Source organism: Janthinobacterium sp. GW460-12-1-14-LB5 (assembly GCF_059423585.1).
Genome location: NZ_JBWKYD010000016.1, coordinates 40,320 through 66,061, shown reverse-complemented (window position 1 = coordinate 66,061; position 25,742 = coordinate 40,320). Strand labels below are relative to the sequence as shown.

Annotated in this window: 13 protein-coding genes; 5 read left to right on the top strand and 8 right to left on the bottom strand. The window is 67.9% G+C overall.

Translation table 11 applies throughout. From position 1 onward, the window contains the following. Positions 1-9: 9 nt before the first annotated feature. The 5 genes from AC07X6_RS17565 to AC07X6_RS17545 all read right to left on the bottom strand — a co-directional run bounded on the left by AC07X6_RS17565 (position 10) and on the right by AC07X6_RS17545 (position 17,242). Complete coding sequence (locus tag AC07X6_RS17565) at positions 10-10,530, bottom strand: LysM peptidoglycan-binding domain-containing protein (RefSeq protein ID WP_494791818.1); 10,521 nt, start codon at positions 10,528-10,530, stop codon at positions 10-12. A gap of 67 nt (positions 10,531-10,597) precedes the next feature. Further along, entirely contained in the window at positions 10,598-12,097 is a 1,500-nt protein-coding gene (locus tag AC07X6_RS17560; RefSeq protein WP_494791817.1) for a hypothetical protein, read from the bottom strand. After that, complete coding sequence (locus AC07X6_RS17555; RefSeq protein ID WP_494791816.1) at positions 12,094-15,762, bottom strand: hypothetical protein; 3,669 nt, start codon at positions 15,760-15,762, stop codon at positions 12,094-12,096. Before AC07X6_RS17555 ends, AC07X6_RS17560 begins: the two co-directional genes overlap by 4 nt. Positions 15,763-15,944: 182 nt before the next feature. Beyond that, positions 15,945-16,322, bottom strand: a complete 378-nt coding sequence (locus AC07X6_RS17550; RefSeq protein ID WP_230538010.1) for a hypothetical protein — start codon at positions 16,320-16,322, stop codon at positions 15,945-15,947. A 461-nt stretch (positions 16,323-16,783) separates the two neighbouring features. Beyond that, positions 16,784-17,242 carry a hypothetical protein gene (locus tag AC07X6_RS17545; RefSeq protein WP_494791815.1) on the bottom strand — a complete coding sequence of 153 codons (459 nt, stop codon included), beginning with the start codon at positions 17,240-17,242 and terminating at the stop codon, positions 16,784-16,786. Between the two features lie 167 nt (positions 17,243-17,409). Between AC07X6_RS17545 and AC07X6_RS17540 the strand changes: the two genes are divergently transcribed. Beyond that, the gene (locus tag AC07X6_RS17540) at positions 17,410-18,600 is read left to right on the top strand and encodes a low temperature requirement protein A (protein WP_494791814.1); all 1,191 of its coding nucleotides are present in this window, start codon (positions 17,410-17,412) and stop codon (positions 18,598-18,600) included. Positions 18,601-18,613: 13 nt separating this feature from the next. Here AC07X6_RS17540 and AC07X6_RS17535 read toward each other — a convergent pair whose 3' ends face one another. Next, positions 18,614-19,144, bottom strand: a complete 531-nt coding sequence (locus AC07X6_RS17535; protein ID WP_494791813.1) for a GNAT family N-acetyltransferase — start codon at positions 19,142-19,144, stop codon at positions 18,614-18,616. Positions 19,145-19,224: 80 nt separating this feature from the next. On the opposite strand from AC07X6_RS17535, the gene AC07X6_RS17530 reads away from it, so the two are divergent. Continuing rightward, the gene (locus AC07X6_RS17530) at positions 19,225-19,794 is read left to right on the top strand and encodes a helix-turn-helix domain-containing protein (RefSeq protein ID WP_494791812.1); all 570 of its coding nucleotides are present in this window, start codon (positions 19,225-19,227) and stop codon (positions 19,792-19,794) included. A 2-nt stretch (positions 19,795-19,796) separates the two neighbouring features. On the opposite strand, the gene AC07X6_RS17525 is transcribed toward AC07X6_RS17530, so the two are convergent. After that, entirely contained in the window at positions 19,797-20,702 is a 906-nt protein-coding gene (locus tag AC07X6_RS17525; RefSeq protein ID WP_494791811.1) for a LysR family transcriptional regulator, read from the bottom strand. A gap of 63 nt (positions 20,703-20,765) precedes the next feature. Between AC07X6_RS17525 and AC07X6_RS17520 the strand changes: the two genes are divergently transcribed. From AC07X6_RS17520 to AC07X6_RS17510, 3 genes are all read left to right on the top strand, one after another. Beyond that, positions 20,766-22,262, top strand: a complete 1,497-nt coding sequence (locus AC07X6_RS17520; protein ID WP_494791810.1) for an MFS transporter — start codon at positions 20,766-20,768, stop codon at positions 22,260-22,262. Between the two features lie 92 nt (positions 22,263-22,354). Next, positions 22,355-23,923: an EAL domain-containing protein gene (locus tag AC07X6_RS17515; protein WP_494791809.1), complete on the top strand. Its 1,569-nt coding sequence runs from the start codon at positions 22,355-22,357 to the stop codon at positions 23,921-23,923. After that, the gene (locus tag AC07X6_RS17510) at positions 23,920-24,273 is read left to right on the top strand and encodes a hypothetical protein (RefSeq protein WP_494791808.1); all 354 of its coding nucleotides are present in this window, start codon (positions 23,920-23,922) and stop codon (positions 24,271-24,273) included. Before AC07X6_RS17515 ends, AC07X6_RS17510 begins: the two co-directional genes overlap by 4 nt. 3 nt (positions 24,274-24,276) lie before the next feature. Here the strand turns inward: AC07X6_RS17510 and AC07X6_RS17505 are convergent, their stop codons facing one another. After that, positions 24,277-25,629 (bottom strand): serine hydrolase domain-containing protein, encoded by a 1,353-nt coding sequence (locus AC07X6_RS17505; protein WP_494791807.1) that lies wholly within the window; start codon positions 25,627-25,629, stop codon positions 24,277-24,279. Positions 25,630-25,742: the final 113 nt, after the last annotated feature.

Here is a 25,742-nt window from a genome sequence, read left to right as displayed (position 1 = left end):
GCCGCCGCGTCAGGGCCGCACCACCCAGCGCACGTCGTCGAGCGACAGCAGCAGTTGCTCGGGCGCGCCGTCCGTAAAGAAATTCAGACGGAAATCCATGGCCGCGCCGCCACCCGTGGTCGGCTGCTGCGTGTCATACCATTGCTGCACCTGGGCCACCAGCGCCATGGGCGCGGCGGGCGGCTGGGCCGCATCGATGGGCGCCAGCACGGCCGGCAGCAGGCTGACCGGCAGCGAGGTGCGGGGAAAGCCCGCCACGGCCGGCATCACGCTGTAGGAATAGCTGCCATCCATGGCGATGCGCACGCTGCCCGAGGCGCCCGTGAAGAGGGCGTTGAAGAAGCCCCTCATGTAGGCCGCCACGTCGCTGCCGCCCACCGGTGCGACTTGCCGCAAATCATAGCCTTGCCAGCTCAGGCGTGGCAGGATGGGGTCGCTGAACTTGACGACCGGCGTCTGGTACAGGAAGGCGGGCATGGTCGACACCTGGGTCTGGCTGGGCGGGCACAGGTAGCGGTTGCGCTGCACGTACAGCGAGGCCTGGGCATTCTGGTACACCATCACGTTCAGCCCCGGCATGCGCACCTCGCGGCCGGTATTGGCCAGCGCGGCGGCAAACGACAGGTCGGGCGCGCCGGCGGCGCTAGCCGCGTAGCGGTAGGCCAGCAGCGCATCGGGCGGCGTGGGCGTGGCCGGCGTGGCCCGGTACTGCTGCGCATCGATGCCGAGCACGGGCACGGGCACGCTGACGGCGCCGTTGCTCAGGGTGCCGGCCTGCGGGTCGTAGGTGGCGGGCGCGCCGCCGACGGTGACATTGAGCAGCGCATACCAGGCGTCGCCGTCGTGGTCTTCCAGGCGCGCGTCGAATTCCACGGCCACGCTGGCCTCGCCTTGCGCCGCCGCCAGCCGCGCCGCGCCGAAATGCTCGCCATAGCTGGCCGCCACCTGGCTCACCAGTTGCTGGAAGGCGGTGGTGGCCAATGTTGCCTTGGCGATACTATCGGCCGTGTCCTGCTTGCCGTCGAGAGGCGCGAGGAACGCGTCGAGGTCGGCCGAGATGAGCGGATAGTTGCTGACGAAGGCGGCCAGCGCCGTGAACAGGTCGGGACCGGCCGCCGCGGACAGCCTGGCCGCCTGCGGCGGCACGTTGAGCACGATGCTGACGTGCACGGCATCCTGCGCCGCCTGGCGATAGGTATAGCTGAAGCCGTAATCCCACTGGGCCAGCTGGGCCGGCTGCAAGCCGTCGGCGGCCAGGCGCAGGCGGCCGGCCTGCGGCGCGGCGGACGCGGTGGCCGTCTGCCGGTTGACCGTGGGCGGCACGGGCAGGGCGCGGTTCAGGACGGGGATGTATTGCGTGCCATTGCCCAGCGGCACCTCGAACGGACCGGTGATGAACAGCAGCCACTGGCTTTGCGCGTAGTTTTCGATGCCGGGCACGAATTGCTGGTCGAATTCCATGTGCGTGATCTGATAGCGCAAGTCCAGCGGCACATAGGCCTGGCCTTCGACATTCTTCGAGATGAAGTTGAATGACAGCCGGCTCTGCTCCGGCACTGCCGCGCCCAGCAAAGGCAGCCGGGTCGGGAACAAGGTGTAGTTCTGGTTGTCGCCGCCGTCGGCTGCGCCCGCGCCGGCGGGCTGGCCGTACAGCGCGGGCGGCCCGGCCGCGTAGATGCCGTCCGCGCCCGTGACCTGGTCCACGCCGTACACCACCACGGCGCCGGCGGCAAAGGCCGGCCCCAGGGTGGTCAGCAGCTGCTGCCGCATGGTGGCGGCCGCGCTGGCGCGCGTCGCTTCGTCCGCGGCGCTGCTGCTGAGCACGGGGCTGACCGTGGCGCTGATGGCGTCGGCCAGCGTCTGTTTCGCCTTGAGTACGAGGCCCAGCTGGCCGCTCTGCAGCGGATCGGCGATGCCGTTGAGGCGATCGAGGATGTAGGCGGGCGGCGCATAGGTTGCCGAGAGGAACTTGTCGATGGCGTCGAGACAGCTTTGCAGCCACAGGTTCAGGTCGACGCTGTTGAACGTCAGCGCATGCGGCGCATTGGTCGGATAGGCGTCGATGCTGACCGTGCGGCTTTCCAGCGAATTGGCGACGGGCAGCGGCGCGTAGTAGCTGGCTTGCTGGCCCAGGCGGAAATGAATGCCCTGGCCGGGCGTGTCGCTGAAACGCACGGCGAACAATTGCTGCGTCTGCTGGCCGGCGCTGCCCACGCGCGTCAGCCCCGCGCCCGCGCGCATCGACCATTGCGGCGTCTTCAGGCACGCTTCGAGCGCCTTGGCAAACGTGGTGTAGCTGGACGCGCCGCCATCCGTGTCGGCCTGCGGCAGCACGGCGCTGACCACGCTGGCGCCGTCCGGCAGGGCCGCCAGCAGGGGATCGAGCAGGATGGCCTGGCGCGTCAGCACCAGCGCCACGTCGAGCGCGATGCGGTTGGCGCCGGCCAGTTGCGCCAGCGGCACCGGCACCGACAGCGTGGCGGCGGGCGCCGTGGCGCTGCCGCCGCCGGCCAGGGCCTGCAGGTAAATGGCGCAGGCGGCGGCGAAGTCGCGCACCTGCCGCGCTTGGGCCTCGCCCAGCGGCTGCAGCGGCGTGGCCAGCAGGGAGTTGCTGAGCGAGATGCTCACCGCATTGCCGCTCAGTCCGGGCACGCCCAGGCCCGTATAGTCCTGGTGCAGCTGGAAGTACAGGCGCTGGTAGGTGGGCAAGTCTTGCATCGCATCGGCGGGCGTGGCATAGGCCAGGCCATCCATGCGCAAGGTCAGCAGCAGCGCAGGCGCGCCGCCCGCATCCGTGCCATACAGGTAGCTGGCCTGGACTTTCGGCCAGGCGGACAGGCCCAGCAGGCGATCCGTGTAGCGCAGCGGGGCGGGGGCCTGGTCCAGCGCGCCCGTGTAGCCTGCCGGCGGCGCCTCGAACGGCGTGACGGTGGTGTTGCCGAACAGGTCTTGCCAGCGCAGGGCCAGCGACGCATGGCCGCCCACGCCCAGGTAGGGATTGTCGGCGGCGGGCGGCAGGCCGGCCGGCGGATTGGCCGGCGCCGCATTGAGCGTGGCGAACGGCCGTCCCTGGCTGTCGTTGCCCAGGTAGCCCAGCGCCTGGCGGTAGTCGTAATCGGCCAGGGCCGCGGCCGCATAGCGCCGGCGGTGCGCTTCGCCAGCATCGCCGCCGTCGCCGTCGCCGTCGTTCGCGTGGTCCTGCGGTCCGAAGGGCAGGCTGTAGGGACTGGGCCGGAAATACGGGTTGGCGCCCAGGCCGGCCGACAGCGTGTTGTACAGCGCGGACAGGGTCGCTTGCGCATATTGCTGCCGTTGCTGCGGCGTGGGATCGGGCGGCAGCACGGGCACGCCGTCGTTGCTGCGCTCGAGCTGAAACGACAGGTTGCCCGGCGCCAAGGTCGCTTGCGCATCGAGGGCCAGGCTGTCGACGTCGAGCACGGCGCCATCGGCGTACAGGCCTTCGGTGGCGGCCGCGCCCAGGGCCAGGGCGTCCACCGACAGGCCGTAGTAGGCGGCCAGGGCGGCGAAGGTATTGCCGGGACCGTCAGAGGCGGCAGGCACGCGATAGACGAGCGGCGGAATGCGCATGGTCGCGCCCAGCGCCACCGTCACGCCGGGATTGTAGGCGGCGATCTGCGCCGCGCTCAGCGGGGTGGCGCCGGCCGAGTAATACGCGGCCAGCCGCTCGAGCGCTTGCGCGGGCGCGGCCATGTCTTGCTGGTTCAGCTGGTGCAGGATGCCGGCCACGGGCACGCTGGCGCCGGCGCGCAGCGGCAGCACGGCGTTTTGCTGCGCCAGCTGCCCCACGCCCATGCCGTACGTGGCGGCCAGGGCGGCCAGGGTGCTCGCAGCGGCGCGCGCCAGAGGCTGGGTCCTGGCCGGCTTGCTCTGCGATTCGAACACCAGCACGTCCTGCTGCGGATCGATCGCCTGCGTCGTCAGCAGGGCGTTGACGAAGTTCGGCACGGTGCCGGCGGCGGCGACAGCCTGGCGCGCCAGCGGCACCACCAGGGTCAGCGTGGCCGTGCCCGTGGCGTCGAAGACGGATGGCGGCAGGCCCGCGCCCGACACCATGTCCTCGAAATACAGATAGTAGCCGCCGCCGCGCACCACCGATTGCTCCCACAGCAGCTTGATGAATTGCGAGGGGCTGTTGGCTATGCCGCGCGGCAAGGCCGTCCCCGCCGCGTCCAGCAGCATGCGGCTGGCTGGCGGATGGCTTTCCGTGGACAGATTGGTTTGCGTCAGGAAGCACAGGTAGTCGGCATCGGCCTGGCCCGTCAGCGCCACCTGGTCGCTGCCGCCTTCGCTGTACAGCAGGAACAGGCCGGCCACCAGGGTTTCGCCCACGGCGGCCATGCCGCTCAGCAAGTATTGCAGGCGCTGGGCATCGGCGGCCGACGGTCCCACCAGCTCGTAGACGTGGGCCAGGGTGGCCGCGCTGGCCAGCGCGGTGCCGCTGGCGTCGTTGGTGGCCACGGTGGCGGCCGGCATGCGCGTGATCTGGAAGTCCACGCGCGTGGCATAGGCATAGCCGCTCACGTCCTGGAATACCGTGCTGCTGCTGTTGGGCGGCGTGTTGCCGATGCGGGGACGGTAGGCGGGCATCAGGGCCAGCATGTCCGCGTATTGCGCCTCGGTGTACAGCGCCTGCAGCGTGTCCTGGCGCTGGGCGATGCTGGCCAGCATGGCGTCGGGCAATTGCCACAAATACGGCGCCGGCGTGGCCTGGCTGGCGGCGGCGCGCGCCGCCATAGCGGCGCCCGACGTCACGGCCGTCAGGCGCGCCAGGTCGGCGGTGATCCAGGCGGCGTAGCCTGCCGCAGGGAACTGCCGCGGCTGCAAGGAAGCCAGCGGCAGGATCTGCAGCGTTGGCGACGGCACGAAGCTGCCCGCCTGCGCATACGCCAGCACGCCCGACAGCAAGCCATAGGCGGCGTCCAGGTCGATGGGCAGGCTGGTGCCGGGCGCGCCGGCGAAGGTGATGAAATCGAGGGTGACGCCATGCGACATGGCATTGCGCCCCAGGCCGATGCGGTAGCCGCCGGCGGCGCTGGCGGGCGTGGGGAATTGCTGGCCCGTCAGCTGGTACAGCGCGTAGTCGGTCTGCGTCTTGCTATACAGGAAGGATGGCGACAGGCTCAGGCCCGGCGCCACGGGCAGGCGCAAGCCATAGGTGACGAAGCGCGCGACCTGGCCGGCGGCCTGGGCCACGGCGCCGCTGGCCTGCACGCCGCTCCACAGCTGCTCCAGCGGCAAGGCGTCGAGGCGGGCGATGGCCAGCCGGCCCGGGGCCGCGGCGAACAGATTGGCGACGCCGGCATTGTCGCGCCCCAGCGTGGCGACCGTGGCGGCAAAGCGGCTGGCGATGCCGGCCAGGGTATCGCCGGCGGCCGAGGCATAGGCCAGCGGCGGCACGGCGAGGATGGCCGTCGGCAGCAGCAGGTCGGCGCGCGCATACAGCGACGCCTGCTGCGCCAGGGCGGCCAGCGGCACGCCCAGCGCGGCGGCGATGGCGCCGAAGCTGTCGCCGGGCGCGGTGACGTGGCTGACGGCGCCGGCGCCGAAGTCGAAGACCAGCGTGACGCCCGTGCGCAGCGCGCGCGGCGCCGCATTCGCGCCGATCAGCTGGGCCGCGGTGGTTTGCCAGCGCCCGCCGGCGCCGGCCGGATCCGTGTAGCGGGCGGCGATGGCCGCCAGCGTATCGCCGGCCTGGATCACGGCGGACAAGCCGCCGACCTGCAGCGGCAGCGCGCCGTTCAGCGGGTACGCGGCATTCGGCAGCGACACGTCGTCCGCGTCGATGGCGTTGCCGGCCCCGTTGAAGGCGGCGACGATGCCGGCGATGCTGTCGCCCGGCTGCAGCGCATAGCTGTAATTGTCGAAGGCATCGATGGCCGATTGCAGCAGCGCGCGGCCGATCAGGCTGAAGACGTCGACGAAGATGAAGGCCGCCATCGATTCGGGCTCAGCGTCGTCCTGCGCCAGCATTGCGGGCTTGGCGGGCGCCTTGCCCACCCTGGCGGCTACCTGGCGCAGCACGCCGGCCACCGTGCTGCGGTACTGCTCCGTCGCCGTCGCGTAGGTCTCGAGGTCGATCGCCTGCGTGCCGGCGCCGCCTTGCGGGTCGGGCACGTCCAGCCGCAGGCCGTCGAACAGGGGGAATAGCGTGGCGCCGTCCATATTGGCGCCCGGCGCGCTGATGTTCACGGTGAAGCTGTCGGCGAGGAAGTGCAGCAGGTCGCCCATGCCGAATGGCTGCATGGCGGGGTCGGCCAGCACCTGGATGCCCGCCACCAGCTGCGCCAGCGTGACGCTGGCGGCCGCGGCGGCAGCCAGGTCCAGCGCCGCGCCGTCGGCCGGCACCGCCGGCTGCAAGGCGTCGAGCAGCCACGGGAAATACGCTGTGCACAGCAGGTCGAACGAGGTCGTGCCCGTTCCCGCGCCGCCGGCGGCCGGGTCCGGCGCATCCATGGCGAACAGGCAGACGAACGCGCCTTGCTGCGCGCTGCTGGCGGTGGCGCCCTGCGGCGCCAGCACCGTGAATTGCGGCGCCGTCACCAGCTGCAGCACCGGTTTGGCACCGGTGCGCAGCACGCGGCGCGGCTGGCGGCGCGGCCCGGCGCGCAGCATGGCGGCCTGCAATTCCATCGGCAAGGTGCGCGCGCGGCCGCGCGCCAGGCTATCCAGGCGCAACGCGCCGCCGCCGTCCCACGGGGCGCGGCTGTCGCTGCCGATGCGGAATTGCGCGCTGACGGTGGCGGAAAAGCCCACGGAAATGGTGAAGCTGAAGATGCCCAGGTCGATCTTGACGCGCAGGCTGATGCGCACCGAAGCCGTCACGGACAGGGGGATGGCGCGGTAGGATTCGTAGCCGATCTGCACCGACACGGTGATATTGACGAGCAGCGAAGCGCTGATGATCTTCAAATCCACTTCGCCGTACAGCATGCCGATCACGCCGAACGTGCCCGTCAGCTTGAAGTAGCTGCTTTCCTGGACGCTGCCGGACGCGCCGGCGTTGGCCAGCGCGACGGCGTTGGCGCGGTCGTACGGATGGTAGGTGGCGATCACGCCTTCGATGATGCCGAACACGGTCAGCGCGAAGCCCGCTTTCAGCGGCCCCTTGACGAAGTTGTAGCCCAGGCCCAGCTGCAGGCCCAGGCCGAAGACGATGACGGGATTGAAATACCCGAGCTCGGTTTTCGGTACCTGCGTCGCCGTCGCGCTCGACAGCTTGCCGAAATACACGCCGCCCGAGCCCATCACCGGCACGCCGTAGACGATGGCGCTGAAACTGAACGAGCGCGTAAAGTCCATATTATAGGGAAAACCGATGTCGATCAGGAAATCGCCATTCGTGTAGATCTTGATGCCGATCATCGGCAGCACCACGCTGACGGCGCCGAAGTTCAGGTTGCGTATGCTGTCGGGGAAGGTGAAGTCGATCTGGAACAGGCCCACGTCGTCGCTGATCTTCTTGTACAGGATATCGACCACCAGGCCGGCCAGGCCGCCCATCTTGGGGCTGCCCAGGGTCAGGCGCAGGCCGTACAGGTTGGGATCGTTGAAGACGATCTGCACGTCGACGGCCCACACGCCGGCGGTCTGCAGCACGCCGAAATGCGCGGCGATCAGCCAGTTGCTGTCCGGCTGGTAATACGGCTGGCCCGGCACGCCGCTGCCCGGATTGACGGGATTGTTCTTGCCCGTGGTAGGCGGCACGCCGGCCAGCGCGTCGATGACGGCCTTGGTCGAGCTGAAGTCGGTCGCACCGTTGATGGCCACGCGCTGGCCCAGCATCAGCAGGAAGACCTTGAAATAGCTGGAACCGGCGCCCGGCACGCTGGGCATCTCTTCCACGTCCTGGCCCTTGGCCGGGTCCAGCAAGTCGCCCATGCTGCCTTTGAGTAATGGCGGCACCGTGGCGTCCAGCGCCAGGGTCACCTTGCCGTCCGTATTGCGCTTGAAGACGATGCTGCGGATGACGATGAACCCCAGGTTGAGCGGTGAACTGAGCGTGTAGGTGGCGCTGAGGCGGTTCTTTTCGCCGCTTTTCAGCGACACGTTGATGGACAGGCCGTCCAGCGTGACCTGGTTCAGCAAGTCCCACGGCGACGGCAGCACGAAATACGGATCGCCCAGCGTGCGCACGAGCGCCTGGATCAGGCTGCCCAGCGACCAGCCCGCCAGGGTGAAGCTGAGCATCTCGTTGCCGCTGGTATAGGTTGCCGTGAAGCCTTCCCAGCTCACGTACAGCGTGTGGTTCGGCCCCTTGTCCGTCGGCTGGAACGCATAGCCGAAGCCCAGTTTCAGATTGATGGCGGTATAGATCCAGACGGCATCGGCCTTGCCCGAGAATTGCTGCGCGGCCGGCTTGGCGCCGTCATACTGCACCGAGAGCGTGGCTTTCTGCAAGCCGATCTCTTGCTGGCCGAGCAAGAACAGCCAGGTGAAGGTGGTGTCGACCGTGTAGCTGGTGGCCAGGTCCGTGCTGGGCTTGCCGCTGGGAATGACCGCTTCGATGGCGAACGCGGAAATCTTCAGGTTGCCCGGCAAGAAGATGGGGAAATCATAGATGCCGCCGGCGGCAAAGAATTGCTTGATCATCTCGCCCACGTCGAGCTCCTGCGCGAGCGAGGCGGAGAGGGTCCAGCGGGGCGGCGTTTCCTGGCTGCTGTAGGCCACGCTGACGGCCGCCTGCAGGCTGGCGCCCACGCCCAGCAAGCCGGAAATGGAACCGGCCCAGGCCGTGCCGGCGCCCGCCTTGCCGGCCTCGACAAGGGCCAGCGCGCCTTCCTGCTTGTCCGCGGCCACCGTGGCGCTGATGCCCGACAGGCTGATCTGGCCTTCCGAAATGCTCAGGATGGGCGCGCCGCCCACCGTCAGGAAGGACAGGCTGATGGCGTAGTCGCTGGAAAACGCGAAGGACTGGGCCGCGCCGTCTATGCTCAGCACGATATTCGACACCTCGGCCTGGATGCTGTCGGGCAGGCTGACGAGGCCGTTCGAGACGACGGACAGGAAGTCCGACAGCGTGGCCTTGCCGGGAAAGCTGGCCTGGAACAGCTGCGCCGAGTTGAACTGCACCTCGAATTCGCCGCCCGGCGTGCCGTCCAGATTGCGAAATACCGTGGGCAACAGGGTGAAGGTGGTGCCGAACAGGTATTCATAGCGCGACTTTCCGCTGGCCTTGCTCGCCAGCGGCTGGTACGCCGTCCAGTCGAGGAAGAACGAGGTGACGGTAAAGCTCAGCTCGGGCGTGGGCGCCGGGATCGGTTGCCAGCTCAGATCGCGCACGCTGCGCAGCTGCAGCGTCACCTGGTCCACCGTGGGCGCCGCCTTGGGCGGGATGCTGCCGCTGATGGTCATGCCGCCGAGGCCGAATGACGTCAGGAACTCCTGCAGCACGGCCGGGGTGGCGCGGAAATAGCTGGCGCCCCCGCCGATCAGGCTGATGGCGGCGCCGGGACTGAGGGGCGGCCCGTCGCTGCCCGCTTCCAGGCTGACCGTGTAGTTGCCGTCGCCTTCGGCGTTCGATGGCTGCAGCAGCAGCGACAGCGTGTAGTCGGCGGCGCCTGCGCCTTCCACGCTGAGCGTGGCCGTCAGGGCCAGCGTGGCGGCCTGGTCGCCGTCGGCCGCTTCCTCGTCGGCCAGTTCGCCTTCGCCGCGCAGCAGCAGCTGCATGCCGCCGTCCAGCAGCAGGGCGTCGGGCGGCGGCGCATCGACGGGCGGCGGGATCGTCACGGTCAGGCTGGGCGCGGCCACGCGCAGGTAGCCGGCGAACGTGCAGTCGAGCTCGCTGAGCGTGGCCGACAGCACGCCGCTGGGCATCAGGCCGCCCAGTTCGAACGTCTTGCCGTCGTACAGCGCCATGTCCAGGTAGCCGCCGATCTGCAGCTTGCCCGGCGGCGCCGCCAGGTCGGAAAACAGTTCCAGAAACGGCGTCACGAAGGCGGGCAGGGCCACACTGGCGCTGAGGTTCTGCTTGGCGCCGCCTGTGACGGACAGCGCGCCGTCGCCGCCCCATGGATAGACGCCGTCGGCGCTGGAAAACACCAGCAGCGCGCCCGCCAGCGGCAACTCGCTGAACGGCCAGCCGCCCATGAAGGGAAAGCTGCTGTCCCAGTTCCAGTCGGCGGGACTGGCGGCCACCTGCACCACCAGCACGGCCGCGTCATCCCCGTCGCCATCGTCGCCCGGCGCGCGCGCGGCGGCAGGCTGCGTGGAAAACACCAGCGTGGCCGGGGTGTGCAGCAGGCCGCCGATGAAGGGCAGGCTCGCCTTGCTGACCGTAAACACGCCGTCGCTGACGGCGCCCACGTCGGCCGCCGCGCAGCTGATCAGGAACTGCGCCGCGTCGATCTGGAATGCCTGGCCGATGATGGCGTCGAATTTTTCGGGCGGCGCGACGTCCGGGTCGGCCAGGCCCGCTGCCAGGAAGGCGGCATCGAGGGCGAACGGGCCGCTGCTGGCGGCGTTGACGATGGCTTGCTGCAGGTTTTCCAGCGCGGTATCGGTGGTGGCCATACGAACTTGCTCCTTGAATCAGTCGTGATGTCCGGGGCGGACGCTCGCACCCGCCCGGACGCTCTGTCTACAGCACGGCAAACAGCGCCAGGTGGTCGCTGGTGCTGCGCAGGTAGCCGTAATTGGCCCAGCCGTTCAGCGTGCGCGCCTCGCCCACGGCATACACGGCCGCCGGCGATTGCGGCCAGGCTATGCCGGCAGGCAAGTTCGTAAATTGCGCGGGCAGGGGGCGCGTGCCGGTGGGCACGCCAGGGGGCATGGCGCCCGCCAGCGCGAACGGCGTGCCCGAGACGGGATTCATCACCGTAAACTGGTAGTTATTCGCCGGCACCAGCGGGTTGACGAGCATATTGTCGATCGAGAAAAAGTTGCTCACCATATCGCTGCCGATGTAGTTATAGCCCGGATACGGCGATGCCAGCAGCGGGCCGCCGCCCGTATTGTCGGACCACAGGAAGCGCGATTGCTGCGTCAGCTGCTGCTTGGTGCGCTTGGGGCGGATATGCGTGGCCAGGTAGCCCTGGTAGGCGTCCAGCGTCAGGTTGGCGGCCACCGGCATGACGGGCGGCGGGTCCAGCAGCGGTATGTAGTTGATCGCGCGCAACTGGTCGTAGGCCGTGGTCCGCCCGCCCGCCGCGGGCGGCTGCGCGTAGATGGCGTTCAGGTTGAAGTCGCCGCAGATCAGCTTGATTTCATTGTGCGGCGCGCCGGCAGGCGCCGCCGCCACGTCGAGCACGCCGCGCAGCAGGATATTGATGAAATTGGTGGCGCCGCCGTGGTTGGGCGGCGCATGCACGGCAAACAGGGTCAGGTTGCGCGTGATGGCGTTGGCCTGGTTGGTTTCCACGAAACTGACCATGAAGGGCTGGCGCAAGCCGTTGAAATTGACCAGGCCGCCAGCGATGGGCGGCGCGGCCGGCCGCGGCGCGGGCGCGAAGGCGATGCGCGCCGCCGCCATGCCCTCGGCCAGGCCGCCGTTGTACTGCGCGCCGGCCGGGATGGTGCGCGCCGGCTGGCCCGGCGGGTTGAGCAAATCCTGGATGTTGGACGCGCCGGCGCCCCCGGCCGGGTAGGCGGCGGGCACGGCGCCGGCCGCCACGGCCGACACGCCGCCGCCCGTCCACACGTTCGGCCCCGTGAAATAGCGCCGCACTTCCGTGGGCGTGCCAACCGTGCCCGATATGCCGCGGTACAGCACGGCGACCGATTCCGTGCGCCCGCCCGTGCCCACTTTCAGCGGCGGCACCATGCGCCAGGCAGCGCGGTTGGGGTCGGCGACGTCGTTGCGCAGCTGTTGCAGCAGGAAGATCGCGCCCTGCAGGCCGCCCGTGTCGGGCGCCAGGTCGCCGGCGCCGGCGGCGCTGGCCGATACCTCGATCAGGACGAAGATATCGGGCTGCGTGGCGCGCAGGATGGTCAGGATATGGTTGCAGCGCTGCTGCGCGGCCACGGCCGGCAGATTGCCGCCGCAGCGGCCGCCTTCGCCATAGCGGGGCCGCTTGCGGCTGGGATTGTTGACCTTGTTGATGCCGAAGTTCTCGATATTCCAGTACACGACGTTGGTCATGCTGCGCTCCCCAATGAGATGGCGGGCAATGCCAGCGCGGCAAGTTCCGGCTCCTGCCGGGCGGCCGCATCGGCGATGTACGCGGCATACCAGCCCAGGCTGCCCGTATTCTTCGGGTCGCCAAACAGGAAGAACTGGATGTTCGCGTCGGGCGGCAGCTTGGCGATGCCGAGGAACTTGATGGCGATGTTGTCGAGCCGCAGGCAGTAATAATAGGAGTCGCCATCGGGCACTTTTTGCCGCATCAGCCCGATATTGTCGATGGCCAGCTTGAAGATGCCTTGCAGGCTGATCAGCCTGGCGCCCGGCGCCGCGCCGGGCAGCGACAGGCCGACGAAGACGGCTTGCTCGTCGTCGCCGGCCGTGCTGGCGGGCGACCAGGCCAGCAGCAGGGTCGAATGGAAGCCGGCGGCCGAGACGAGCGCGCCCGGCCCGCCCATGGTGACGTCGTACACGATGCCGTGCCAGGGCCCGCCGAGCGTGCCCAGGTTCAGCGCCGTGCTGACGGGCAGGAAGCCGAAATCGGCCGGCTTTTGCCCGTCGGCGGCGGCGATAAAGCCCGACAGTTCCAGGCCGAAGCCCCTGAACAGGCTGTCCGGCCTGGCCTGGCTGGCGTCGAGGTCGTAGGCCAGGTTGGCCGTCACCTCGTCGAAGCGCACGGCCGACGGCGTCGTCTGCGGATAGCGCATGTCGATCACCAGGTTGGAAAAGGCCAGGCCTGCGCCGTCCGGCGGCAGGTCCGGCGCCAGCGCGCCGAACGACAGCAGGTCCAGCGCGGCGCCCGTGCGGTCGTCCAGGCTGGCGAAGTCCAGCGTGCCCCACACGGAAAAACGGTTCAGCACGGTCGCGCCCGCGTCGGTGGTGCCCAGGCAGTTGAACTGAATGCGCTGGAACGCCACGTGGCGCAGCAGGTTGCTGTCGAGGCTGAATATCGACGGCGTGGCTTGCTCGAAGATGTAGATGCCGGTGCCATTCTGGTCGATATAGCTGCCGTCGAGGACCACGCCGTTGTTCGGCATCGCATTGCCGCCGAAGGTGGTGGCCGTCACGCGCGAGCCGAGCAGGCCGTTGACGGCCAGCTGCACGTAGCTCTTGAAGGTCTTGATGGCGGCATTGTCGAACAGCACCTGCAATTGCAGCACGCGGAACGCATAGTTGTCGGTGTCGGGCAGGGCGATCGGCGTATCGGGCGGCAAGCCGTTGCGCTGGCCGGCGGCGAAGGCCGGGTCCTGGTAGTCGACCAGGCCGAAGGTGCTGGAATTGCCGTCGAGGGTGATGCTGCCGTCGCCATGCACCGTCACGCGGCTGGCCGTGAAGCCGAAATGGTGGGCGACGAAGCGCGTCAGGTCGAGGCCGGCCGCGATGCCCTGCAGGCCAGCCGGCAGGCTGGACGGATCCAGGTCCGCCTGCAGCACCAGCACGCCCGTCCAGGCGGGATCGCTGACCAGTTCCAGGAAATGCCGGTACGGCGATTCGGGCTTGTCCGCCGCCAGCACCTCGGCCGCTTCGATGAGGTCCTGCAGCCACTGCGACAACCCCGTGTAGGCGATGCCCTGGACGCCGGTGCCGGCGCCGGCGGCCAGCGAAAAATCGGGCGCGCCCGACCAGGCGTTCGGATTGGCGACGCGGTCCCTGACACTGCCGCTGCAATACTTGAGCAGCATCACGTTGCGGTAGGACGTGGGCGTCACGCCGACGCCCACCTGGGCTTGCATGGTCCAGCCCGCGATGCCGACGGTATTGTCGAAGCGCGCACCGCCGTCCGACAGGTGGGCCGCGTTGACGGCCACCAGGAACAGCTGGTTGGTCTGCAAGGCGTCCTGCAAGGTGGCGTCCGGGAAGCGGAAGCCGAACGGCAAGACCTGGCCGCCGGCGCCCAGGGTCTGGCCCAGGGTCACCGACAGGAAGGCGTCCTGGTCCTGCGCCTGGCTGGACACGGTGGCGACGGCGCCCTGCGGCGTGGTGCGGTAGTGCGGCGCTTCCGCCACCGCCTCGCCGGCGGCCAGCCCGCGCACGCGGCGGCTGGCGGCCGCGCGCGCCCGCCAGGTGGCGCCGGCGCCGCCGGAAATGACGGCCTTGCGCGTGGCGGCCACGATGCTGCTTTCAAAGCTCGACAGCAGGGCGGCGTCGATATCCAGCGGGCCGCCGCTGACGGCGCCGCCGTACGGCAGCAGGGGAAAGGCGTGCGCGGCGCCCTGCGGCACGGGCAGCGCGGGCGGGGTCGAGGCGAGCACGGTGTCGGCGGCCACGGCGCGTAGCAAGGCGGCCGCCCGGGCGGCCGGCGGCAGGCCGTACATGGGACTGCCCGCCGGCTCCGCATGGTATTGCGGCATGGCCGCGCCGCCCTTCAGCACGCTGGCCCAGCAACTGAGGTAATCGGCCGTCAGCGGCGTGGCCACGTTGCCGGAATCGGGCAAGTCCAGGGTCGCGGCCTGGAACGGGAAGACGGGCGCGAAGGCGGGCGAAGCGGGCACGAACAGCAGGCTGTCATTCTCCGGCGCCGCGCCGTCGTAGGTGGTCATGCTCAGCTGTTCCGAGCCGAAGATGCCGCATAACAAGTTTATCTGCGTCCCCGCCGCCTGGCCGCTGGCGCTCAGACCGAAGCGCCCGGCCGGCGTCACCAGGGCCTTGCTGGTCGCGGGCGCAGACGGTGAGCGCGCGGCGCAGCCAAAGGCCAGGGCGCCCGACTGCAGGCCGATCACGGGCGGCTGCCCGCTGGCGGCGCCCAGCGGCAGCAAGGCCGTCGCATGGCCCAGCGCCGTGCGGTAGGTGGACGGCAAGGCGGGCTGGCCGGCCGGCAGCAAGCCGCAGCGCAATACGCCTTCCAGCCTGGCCTGGGCGGACAGCTTCTGATTGTAGGGATCGAGCGGGTCGACCGTGCCGACCCAGGCCAGGCTGGCGGGCAGCGCGGCGGGCGCGCTCAGCGCCGGGTAGAACAGCTGCTGCAGCTGGCCGCTGGCCGTGTCGCGCGCGCTCAGGGGGAAGCCGACGGCCAGGCCGCCGGGGCCGAAGGTGACGGCAGGGTTGACGGTGGCCGTAAACGTCAGGCAGCCCGCATTCGCGCCCTCCAGTGGCACGAAAGTGCGGATCGTATTGCCGCTGCCCGTGACGCGTATGCCGATGTCGCCGGCGTTGCGCTGGAAGGCCAGGGCCGGCGGCGTCGCCAGCGGCGCGGACAGCCGCAGGCTGCCGTTGGCGGCGTCGATGGACAGGCCGACGCCGGACAGCACGTTGAACAGCAGGTCCTGTCCCAGCCGGAAATTGACGTTGGTGCTGGTGGCAAAGCCCTTGGTCAGCGGGTTATAGCTGTAGCTGCAGCCGTAGTTCTTGAAGGGATCGGCCGGCGCCGCATCGGCGTCGCGCAGCCACAGCAGCGCGTTCAGGTTCAGTCCCGGTGCCGACGACTGCTGGTCGATATACGCGGCGAGGGCGGCGATGAAGGGGCCGGGCGCCGCGTCCAGCGCCGCCGGACGGGCGCTGGCAAACACGTAGCTGCCCATGCGCTGCGGCGACAGGCTGTCGGCATAGCTGATGCTTTCCGGGGGCGTGGCCGGCGGCGCGACGGGCGGCAGCAAATAGCCGGCCCAGGCATGGCCCGCCTGCGGCGGCGCTTCATACAGGCTGACCTTGCTGGCGGAATCGGTGGCGACGAAGCTGAAACCCATGACAACCTCCACTCAAGACGCGACTCGGGCTGCGATGCGGCGGCATGGCGCGCCGCGCGGCATCGCAATCGTTTACAACGGGTGGGCCCGGAAAGGGCGTCGGATGGCCAGGCTGGCTGCCTGGGTGCGGTGGCGGGCGGCCATCCAGGGCGCCCGCCCGCAGGCGGACGCGGAACTGCCGCTTACTGCGAGTTGGAGGTAAAGGTGGCCAGCACGAAGCCCGTGTAGGTGTACACGGTGCCGCTGTCGACGATGTCGCCGGAGAGCAGCACGTTATACAGCCCCGTGCTTTGCGGCGAGTAGGTGACCGTCAGGCCGGCTTTCCACGTGACGACGCCATTGCCCGTGTCGCTGGCCAGCTTGGCCGTGGTGAAACCGGTGCTGACGCTGGGATTCCAGTACGTGGTGCGGCCCTGGAACTGGAAGGCGATGCCGGTCTGGTTGTTGCTGTCGCTGCTGGCGATGGACAGCGCGAGGCTGTTCGGCGTGGTGTTGGTGGTGACGCTTTGGCCGGCGGCCAGCGTATGGTTGGTGACTTCGACGCGAGGTAAGTTAGACATGACATTCTCCATGAGGTGATATCGGCCTGCACTTGCGGTGGGCGCCCCGTGGCCGACAGGTTCGGGGCAGTTGGGTAAGTCGGTGGAAAACGGTATGGCAACGGCTTTGCGACCATGCCATAAAAATATGGCCGGACAATACGCAATTTCAAATAAAGACAAGACATTTGATATTCATCAATCCGCAATGGATGAATATATTTCTTATTTACTTATTCAAAAAAATAGTTTCCGGCTATTCGGAATATAAGCATGCCGGTTGATGCGCATCACGAGTAGCGATTCTATGCTTATTTTTTTGCGCGATTCTCTCAAATTGTCGCAAAGGCAAGAATCGTGCGGCATCCGGTCGCGGCGGCAGGCAAGCCGGGGCTAGGCAGGCAGGGAATGGAATTGAATATAAACGGTTTATTGATTTAAATAGAGGGCATGCGGGGATTTACTGCGCATTTGTCGACCGTTTATGGCACGGTTGGCGCGGGCACGGCCGGACAGCGCTCAAAAACGGCCACCACCTTGCCAGTCAGCGTGTACTGCGTGCCGTCATCGAGGATGGGGCCGTCGATGAGGATTTGATATTGCTGCGGACCGAGCGCCTGGAAACGCAGGGTCAGACCTTTCTGGAACGTCACGATGGTATCGCCGCGGTCGGCGTCCAGCTGCAGCAGGATGGTCGCCGTCGACAATAAAACCGTCCAGTACGCGGTGCCGTTGGCGCGCAGCGCCACCAGGGTGTTGTCATTGATATCGTTGCTGGCCGTGGCGACGGCGTCGCTGTTGACCGTCAGCGCCATGGTTTGCGGCGCCCGGCACGCGGGAGCCGGTTCGGCCAGCTGGCGCGCCAGCGCCGGGGCGTCGCCACCGAGCGATAGCAGCAGCACGGCAACCAGCCAGGGGCCGCGCCAATTCAGCTGATACATGGTGGAGGTGGTGTCCCGCGCATGCGGCCCATCGTAGCGAAATTCTGGCGGAAGAGCAAACGCATGGCGGCCGCGCCGCATCGCCACTGCCGCCATCCCCATCTGCTATCATCGTGCCGTTTTGGCCGCGCCGCGGGCGCCGGCCCGGTATTTATGCAAGGAAAAAAATGAATAATCGCATTTCCCTGCTGCGCCAGCGCGGTGCGCAGGACAGCGGCAAGGTGGGCATGATCGAGCTGTTCTTCGACCTCGTGTTCGTGTTTGCGGTAACGCAACTGTCGCATGGCTTGCTGGCGCACCTGAGCGCCATGGGCTGGTTGCAGACGGGCCTGCTGCTGATGGCCGTCTGGTGGGTGTGGATCTTCACCTCGTGGATCACCAACTGGCTCGACCCCGAGCGCATTCCCGTGCGCATCAGCCTGTTTGCGCTGATGCTGGGCGGCCTCATCATGTCGGCCTCGATTCCCGAAGCGTTCGGCACGCGGGGCCTCGGTTTCGCGGGCGCCTATGTCGCCATGCAGGTGGGCCGGCCCCTGTTCGCCTGGTGGGCAGTGCGCCATGAAGAACTGTCGCGCCGCCGCAATTTCCAGCGCATCACGCTGTGGGCCGTGTTGTCCGGCATCTTCTGGATCGCCGGCGGCATCGCCACGCCCGAACAGCGCATCTTCTGGTGGGGCGCGGCCCTGGCGATCGACCTGGCCGGCCCCTGGATGCGCTTCGGCGTGCCGGGCCTGGGCAGTTCGTCGACGGCCGACTGGGATGTCGACGGCAGCCACATGGCCGAACGCTGCGGCCTGTTCGTCATCATCGCCCTCGGCGAATCCTTGCTGGTAACGGGCGCGACCTTCGCGGGCCTGGAATGGACGGCCGGCAACTGGCTCGGTTTCCTGGCGGCACTGGCCGGCAGCATCGCCATGTGGTGGATTTATTTCGACACGGGCGCCGAGGCGGGCCACCACCGCATCGCCCACTCGAAGGACCCGGGCCGTATCGCGCGCAAGGCTTACACGTATATCCACGTGCTGATCGTGGGCGGCGTGATCGTTTCCGCCGTGGCCGATGAACTGGCGCTCGTGCATCCGGACGAAGCGAGCTTCGCCGGCATCAGCGCCTTGCTGGGCGGCCCGATCCTGTATCTGCTGGGCAATGCGTTATTCAAATGGGTCAGCAGCGAGCGCGCCGCGCCGCCGCTGTCGCATCTGCTGGGCATATTGATCATCCTGGCGCTGATCCCGATGGCATATGGACGGCTGTATTCGCCGTTGACCCTCGCCTGCATCACCAGCTGCGTGCTGGTCCTGGTGGCCGTGTGGGAACATATGGCGCTGCGCCGTCCGCCGCCGGAGATTGATCCTTGACGTTTGCCTGACCTTAGCCGGGCGGTGTAATGCCGTCCGGATCGCTGCGCGCATCGAGCTGCAGCTGCAAAAACGCCAGGTCCAGCCAGGCGCCGAACTTGGTGCCCACCTGGCGCATCAAGCCCACTTCCTCGAAACCCAGCTGCTTGTGCAGGGCGATCGAACCGGCATTGCCCGCTTCGATGCCCGCCACCATCACGTGCTTGCCCAGGCCGCGCGCCCGCGCAATCAATTCCCCCATCAAGGCCTTGCCCACGCCGGCGCCACGGCGGTCGGCGCGCACATACACGGAATGCTCGACCGTATGGCGGAAACCCTCGAACGGGCGCCAGTCGCCGAACGAGGCGTAGCCAGAGACCGTTCCTTCCGCATCGATGGCGACGAGCACCGGATAGCCGGCCCGCTGGCGGTCGGCCAGCCAGGCGGCGCGGTTGGCCGCATCGACCGTCCGCTCATTCCAGATGGCCAGGGTATGGCTGACGGCATCGTTGTAGATGGCCGTGATGGCCTCGATATCGCCCGCGTGGGCATCGCGTATGTGCATATTGCTCTCCTTGCTGGTCGTCTACTATAATGGACAAATCATAGATTGCCGTCCATTTCTTGTCCAATAAAATCAAATAAATGTCTACTAAACCAGACGAATTAAACCAGCGCATCGGCGCCAGGGTGCGCACCGAGCGGGAAAACCTGGGCTGGTCGCTGACGCAGCTGGCGGCCCGCTCGGGCGTGTCGCGCGCGATGGTGCACAAGGTGGAGCGCGGCGATTGCAGCCCCACGGCCACCTTGCTGGCGCGCTTGTCGGGCGCCTTTGGCCTGAGCATGTCCGAACTGATCGCCCGCGCCGAGATGCGCGAGGGACGCTTGCTGCGCAAGCTTGAGCAGCCCGTGTGGGTGGATCCGCAGAGCGGCTATGTGCGGCGCCACGTGTCGCCGTCGTCCGGCATGCCGCTCGACCTCGTGCATATTACCTTGCCGCCCGGCGCCGTAGTGGCCATGCCGGCCGCCGCCTATGTGGCGCGGCGCCAGCTGATCTGGACGCTGACCGGCAGCCTCGTCTTCCTCGAAGGGGACGCCCGCCACGTGCTGGACGAGGGCGACTGTCTGGAACTGGGGCCGCCGGCCGACTGCGTGTTCCGCAATGAAACGACTACGGCCTGCACCTACGCCGTGGCGGTATTGAAAGGCGCCTGACCCTAAGCCAGTGCCGCCGCGCGCAGCTGGGCAATGAAGGCGCGCGCGGCGGGCGCCTGTTCGTGGCGGCGGAAGGCCACGGCGATTTCCGAGCTGATCTGCGGCCCTTGCAGCTCGCGGAACACCACGCCAGGCAACTGCACGCTGGCCATCACGGAATGGGGCACGATGGCGCAGCCCACGCCCAGCGACACTTCCGTCAGCACGGCCACCAGGCTGCCAGGGCGCGACACCACCTGCGCCGCAAAGCCGCCGCGCCGGCTGACCTCCAGTGTGCCCAATTCCTGTTCCGGCACGATGAAGGCCTGCTGCGCCAGCGCGACTGGCGCAGCTATTTCCGCCACTTCCAGCCGGGCCAGCGGGCTGTCCGCCTGCACGGCCAGCACGAAGCGGTCGCGCAGCAAGACCACGCTGTCCAGTCCGTCCGGCAGGTGCAGGGGCGGGCGCACGAAAGCCAGGTCGACTCTGCCCTGGTCCAGCAAACCGGGCAGGGCATCCATCGCGTATTCGCGCGCACTGATGTGGATGCCGGGGTGGCTGGCGCGAAAGCGGGCAAACTGGTCCTGCAGCACGCCTGAGTATGCGGCCGAGGCCACGTAGCCGATTTCCAGGCGTCCCAGCTCGCCCCGCCCGGCGCGGCGCGCCACTTCCTGCGCCTGCGCCAACTGCCCCAGCGCGCGCGCCGCTTCCAGCACGAACAATTCTCCGGCGGCCGTCAGGGACACGGCGCGCTTGCTGCGCTGGAACAGCCGCGTGCCCAGCAAGTGTTCTGTTTCCTGCACCTGCTTGGTCAGCGCGGGCGGCGAGATGCCGAGTTCCGCCGCCGCCCGCGCGAAATGCAGGCTGTGCGCGACGGCCAGCACGCAGCGGAAGTGCCGCAATTCCATGTCTTTGTCTGTATTCACCATGAGTAAATTATAAGGCGCTTGTCTTATAACAGGAAATAATACAATCCTGCTTAAAATACAGGCATGAAAAATACCAACTGGACCCTCTATACGTGCTCGGGCGTGTGCGCGCTGATCATGCTCGACACCAACGTCGTCGCCGTCTCGCTGCCGTCCATCGCCCGCTCGCTCAACGCCAGCTTCGTCGACGTGGAATGGGTGGTCAGCGCCTACATGCTGGCGTTCGCCTCGTTTTTGTTGCCCGCCGGCAGCATCGCCGACCGCCTGGGACGCCGCAAGGTGATGCTGTCTGGCCTGGCCGTGTTCGCGCTGGCCTCGCTGCTGTGCGGCCTGGCATGGACGCCGTTCGTGCTCAACGTGGCGCGCGCCGTCAAGGGCCTCGGCGCCGCGCTGCTGCTGACCTCCGCGCTGGCCGTCATCGGCCACACCTTCCATGCGGAAAAGGAGCGGGCGCGCGCCTGGTCCGTGTGGGGCGCGGCCATGGGCGTGGCCATGACGGTGGCGCCACTGCTCGGTGGCCTGGTCACGAGCGCCATCAACTGGCGCTGGATCTTCTATCTGAACCTGCCCGTCGTCGCCATTTTGATGTGGCTGGTAGGCAAGCACGTGGACGAGTCGAAGGACGCGTCCAACGCCAGTTTTGATCCATTGGGCGCGCTGCTGTTCTCCGCCGGCCTGTTCTGCATCATCTGGGGCTTGATCGACGCCAGCGTGGCGGGCTGGTCCAGCCATGCCACCATGCTGCGCTTTGCGGCCGGCGCCGCGCTGCTGGCCGTCTTCGTGCTGGTGGAACGGCGCCAGCGCGCGCCGATGGTCGACTTGAGCCTGTTTGGGAGGCGCGTGTTCGTCGGCGCCGTGCTGGGCATGTTCGGCTACGCCATCGCCGCGCAAGTGATGATGACGTTTTTGCCGCTGTACCTGCAGAACGGCTTCGGCTTTTCCGCCGTGCTGGCCGGCTGCGCCATGCTGCCGTTCGCCGTCGCCATGGTGGTGATGTCAAGGCTGGCGCCGCGCGCCATGCGGGTGCTGGACGACCGCGGCATCCTCGTGACGGGCTTGCTGATCGTCGCCGTGGGCAACGTCGCCACGGCCCTGGCCGCCGCCAGCCTGTCGTACGGGCTGGTAGGGGCCGGCATGGTCGTCACGGGCGCGGGGGCCGGCTTGCTGAACGGCACGACCCAGAAGGCCATCCTCGCCTGCATTCCCCGCGAGCGCACGGGCATGGGCTCCGGCATCAGCACCACCACGCGCTTCGTCGGCATCGTGCTGGCCGTGGGCGCGCTGGGGGCCGTGCTGGCCATGCGCACGGCCGCCTCGTTCGAGCAACTGGCGTGGCTGCACGGCTTGAAGGCTTCGCCCGAGATGATCGGGCGCATCGTCGCCGGCAACGCGGCCGACGCCTTCGGCCAGCTGCCGCCCGCGCTGCAAGCCGTGGCGCAGGAGGCCGCCCGGCACGCCTTCATCGACGGCTTTGCCAGCGTGCTGTACCTGGCTGGCGGGCTGGCGGCCGTGGTGGCGGCGCTGGTGTTCGTGCTGGCGCGGCCGCTGGAAAAAGTGTAACTCTTCAGTAATATGCGCGTGCGCCGCCCGCACTTGTAATATGATGCCATCGAGCAATACATGGCAATCATATAACTACCACAGGTATCCGCATGCGCAGAAAACGCATTATCATCACGAGCGTGCTGGTCGCCGTCATCGGCGTGGCCGCGCCCCTGAGCCTGGCCTTCTATCTGTCGTCCGTGCGCGCCGAGCAGGGCGAGCAGGAACGCCTGCGCCTGCTGGCCGGCTACGCGCTCGAGCGCGCCCACCGTTCCATCGCCTCGGCCAGCGCCGCCCTGCGCAGCGCCGATGCGCTGGATCTGGCGCCGTGCTCGGAGGCGCATATCCAGCAATTGCGCCGCATCACCATCACCACGCGCAGCATCGACGATATCGGCTACGTGGAAAACGGCTTGCTCAAATGTACGTCCACGGGCATCGAAGAGGCGCGCATCGCCGTCACGCCCGCCGACTTCACCCTGGCCAACGGCATGGGCATCGATTTCAACCTGCGCCCCGTCGTCAGCGGCGGCAAGCGCATGGTGGGGCTGTCCCACCGCGCCTATAAAGTGCTGATCGATCCCGTGCGCTTTTCCGACGTCATCGTCGACAGCGACATCCAGATGGCCGTGGCCATCGGCAAGGAAGGCGTGCTCGACACCTTGCACCATCCCGATCCCGCGCTGGTGCAAAGCTTGCTCGCCGGGCTGCCGGCGAACGTAGACGCGGCGCACGACGGCCACATCCATGCGATGCTGTACCGCGATGGCTTGACGGCCGTCATGATCGAGCCGCGCAGCAAGCTCAACGACAGGCTGCGGCGCGAACAGCTGCTGCTCCTGCCCATGGGTTTGTTGATGGCCGCCTTTATCGTCGGCATCGTCGTGTGGCTGTCGCGCCGCCGGCTGTCGCTGCGCGGCGAACTGGAAACGGCGGTCGAACGGCGCGAATTCTTTGTCCATTATCAACCGATTATTGCGCTCGACACGGGCGTGTGCGTGGGCGCCGAGGCGCTGATACGCTGGCGCCGTCCCGACGGCAGCATGATACGGCCCGACCTGTTCATCCCCGTGGCCGAGGAAAGCGACCTCATTCTGCCCATCACGGACCAGGTGATCGCCTGCGTCATTGCCGACATGCGCGCCGCGCTGCTGGCCGACCGCGAACTGCACATCGCCATCAACCTGTGCGCCAGCGATATCGAGACGGGGCGGGTGCTCGACGTGCTCGAGCGCGCCCTGGACGGCACCGGCATCGAGGCGCAGCAAATCTGGCTGGAAGCGACGGAACGGGGCTTCATCAACGTGGAAGCGGCGCGCGCCACCATTGACAAGGCCAGGGCGCGCGGCCATGCGGTGGCCATCGACGACTTCGGCACCGGCTATTCCAGCCTGTCCAGCCTGCAAAACCTGCCGCTCGACGCCCTGAAAATCGACAAATCCTTCGTCGACACCATCGGCACGGACGCGGCCACCAGCAGCGTCACGCCGCACATCATCGCCATGGCGCGCACCCTGAACATGCTGATCGTGGCCGAAGGCATCGAAACGCAGCAGCAGGCCGATTATCTGCTGGAACGCAAGGTGGAATTCGGCCAGGGCTGGCTGTTTGCGAAAGCGCTGCCGGCTGCCGAATTCCTCGCCTTTTACGCAACCCGCCGCCTGCCATCGTCCACATGAAACAGCCGCGCTATCCCTATCCGTTGCAGCCGCTGCGCGTGCCGGGCGGCTGGCACCTCACCGTCAACACCCTGTTCGAGGTGGGTCCCGGTGCCGATACCATGCAGTGGTTCAGCAGCGCATTGTTGCTGTGGGGTCATTGCCGCGACAGCGGTTACTGCTTCAATTCGCATTTCGAGCCGGAAGACGATCCGCAGGGCGAGTTCGTGCTGGAGATGGCCAAGGTGGCATACGACCGCCATGGCAAGATCGTCCCCGGCAGCGACGTCTTCCTGGGCGAATTCCGCACGCGCAGCAAGGCGGAATTTGTCGCCCGGGTCGAGCAATTCATGCAAGACCCGGGCGCTTGAGTTTTACTGCTTGCGCGGCAAGACGGCGTCCTGCCCGCCTTGCGTGAGCACGGCGCCGGCAATCTTGCCCGCCGCGTCGCGCGTAAACGCCAGGTCGGCCTCGATGGCGCGGAAGAAGAAAGCATCTTTTGCGCTGGCAAACAGGGGCGCCGAGCCGACGCCCGAGCCGGCCGCTTCCAGGCCATGCTTGCCCAACGACACCGTCAACGTGAAATCCTCGCCCAGCGCATACTCGCCCACGTATTCGGCCAATGTTGCGCGCGGCAGCTCGATGGCCGCTTGCGGCTTTTTCAGCGGCGGCAAGGGCGTACCGGGCAGCAAGGCGGACAAGCCCAGCGCGTCGATGGTGCGCGCCGTGTTCGTCAACACCACCACGCCCCGCTTGCCATCCGTGGTAAATGCCGCGTAGCTGCTGTAGCCGCCCGTCTGGCCGCTGTGCCAGGCGTAGCTTTGTCCCTGTCGCTGCTCCAGCAGCCAGGACAGGCCGATTTTCGTGTCGTCGCCAGACGCCACCGGACGCTGCGGCTGGATCGCCAGCGCATACGGGCGCAGCGGCTTGAACATGTACGCTTGCAGGTAGGCAACCATGTCGCGCGCGCTCGAATACACGCCGCCGGCCGGTGCCACCACGTTCAGCTCCCAGGCCGGTGTGGGCTCGCCCGACAGCAGATGGCCGGGCGCCAGGCGCGCCAGCATGCCGTGCGTGGGCGTGTTCGACGTCGAGCGCATGCCCAGCGGCACGGCGATGCGCTTTTGCAGCAGCGCTTCATAACTGCTGCCCGAGCGCGCCGCCAGGGCCGTGCCCAGCACGGCATAGCCGATGTTCGAGTAGTCAAATTTGGTGCCCGGCGCGCGCGGCAGATGGTAGGCGGCGAGAAATTGCCGCTGCTTCGCTTCCGTGTAGTCCGCATACGGATTGGCGGGGTCTTTCGGCGCGAAGTTGTCGGGCAGGCGCGGCAGCGCTGAATAATGCGTGGCCAGGTCGAGCAGGCTGATCTGCTTGCCCTCGAAGGCCGGCACCGTGTAGCCCGGCAATACTGCCGCCACCGGCTCGTCGAGTTTGACCTTGCCTTCGACGACGGCGTCGGCCAACAGCAGGGCCGTCATGGTCTTGGTGACGGAGCCGATCTGGTAGACGGTGTCGGCGCCCGGCTTGGTGTTTTTGCCTGCCTGCACGCTGCCAAAGCCGTAGACGGCGCTGTCCCTGCCGTCGATCACGGCGATGACGATGCTGGCGTGCATGCCCGTGCTTGTCAATTCTTCCGCGCGCTGGCGCACGGCGTCGTCCAGCACGGGGGCGGCCAATGCGGCGCTGCCGAGCAGGCAAAGGGGGAGGAGGGCGAAAGTGGGTGTCATGGGAAACCTTGTCCAGGGTGGGCCGTATGCGCGCCGGCCCCGCATATGGTGGCTGGCATGCATGGGGAAGGATACGGCGTCAACATGAAGGTTGCCTGAGTTTTATGTTTGCC

Coding starts and splice junctions, on each gene's coding strand:
- AC07X6_RS17505 (WP_494791807.1), bottom strand. CDS start 25,629: ATGACACCCACTTTCGCCCTCCTCCCCCTTTGCCTGCTCGGCAGCGCC.
- AC07X6_RS17525 (WP_494791811.1), bottom strand. CDS start 20,702: ATGGTGAATACAGACAAAGACATGGAATTGCGGCACTTCCGCTGCGTG.
- AC07X6_RS17530 (WP_494791812.1), top strand. CDS start 19,225: ATGTCTACTAAACCAGACGAATTAAACCAGCGCATCGGCGCCAGGGTG.
- AC07X6_RS17545 (WP_494791815.1), bottom strand. CDS start 17,242: ATGTATCAGCTGAATTGGCGCGGCCCCTGGCTGGTTGCCGTGCTGCTG.
- AC07X6_RS17555 (WP_494791816.1), bottom strand. CDS start 15,762: ATGGGTTTCAGCTTCGTCGCCACCGATTCCGCCAGCAAGGTCAGCCTG.
- AC07X6_RS17565 (WP_494791818.1), bottom strand. CDS start 10,530: ATGGCCACCACCGATACCGCGCTGGAAAACCTGCAGCAAGCCATCGTC.
- AC07X6_RS17560 (WP_494791817.1), bottom strand. CDS start 12,097: ATGACCAACGTCGTGTACTGGAATATCGAGAACTTCGGCATCAACAAG.
- AC07X6_RS17535 (WP_494791813.1), bottom strand. CDS start 19,144: ATGCACATACGCGATGCCCACGCGGGCGATATCGAGGCCATCACGGCC.
- AC07X6_RS17510 (WP_494791808.1), top strand. CDS start 23,920: ATGAAACAGCCGCGCTATCCCTATCCGTTGCAGCCGCTGCGCGTGCCG.
- AC07X6_RS17550 (WP_230538010.1), bottom strand. CDS start 16,322: ATGTCTAACTTACCTCGCGTCGAAGTCACCAACCATACGCTGGCCGCC.
- AC07X6_RS17520 (WP_494791810.1), top strand. CDS start 20,766: ATGAAAAATACCAACTGGACCCTCTATACGTGCTCGGGCGTGTGCGCG.
- AC07X6_RS17515 (WP_494791809.1), top strand. CDS start 22,355: ATGCGCAGAAAACGCATTATCATCACGAGCGTGCTGGTCGCCGTCATC.
- AC07X6_RS17540 (WP_494791814.1), top strand. CDS start 17,410: ATGAATAATCGCATTTCCCTGCTGCGCCAGCGCGGTGCGCAGGACAGC.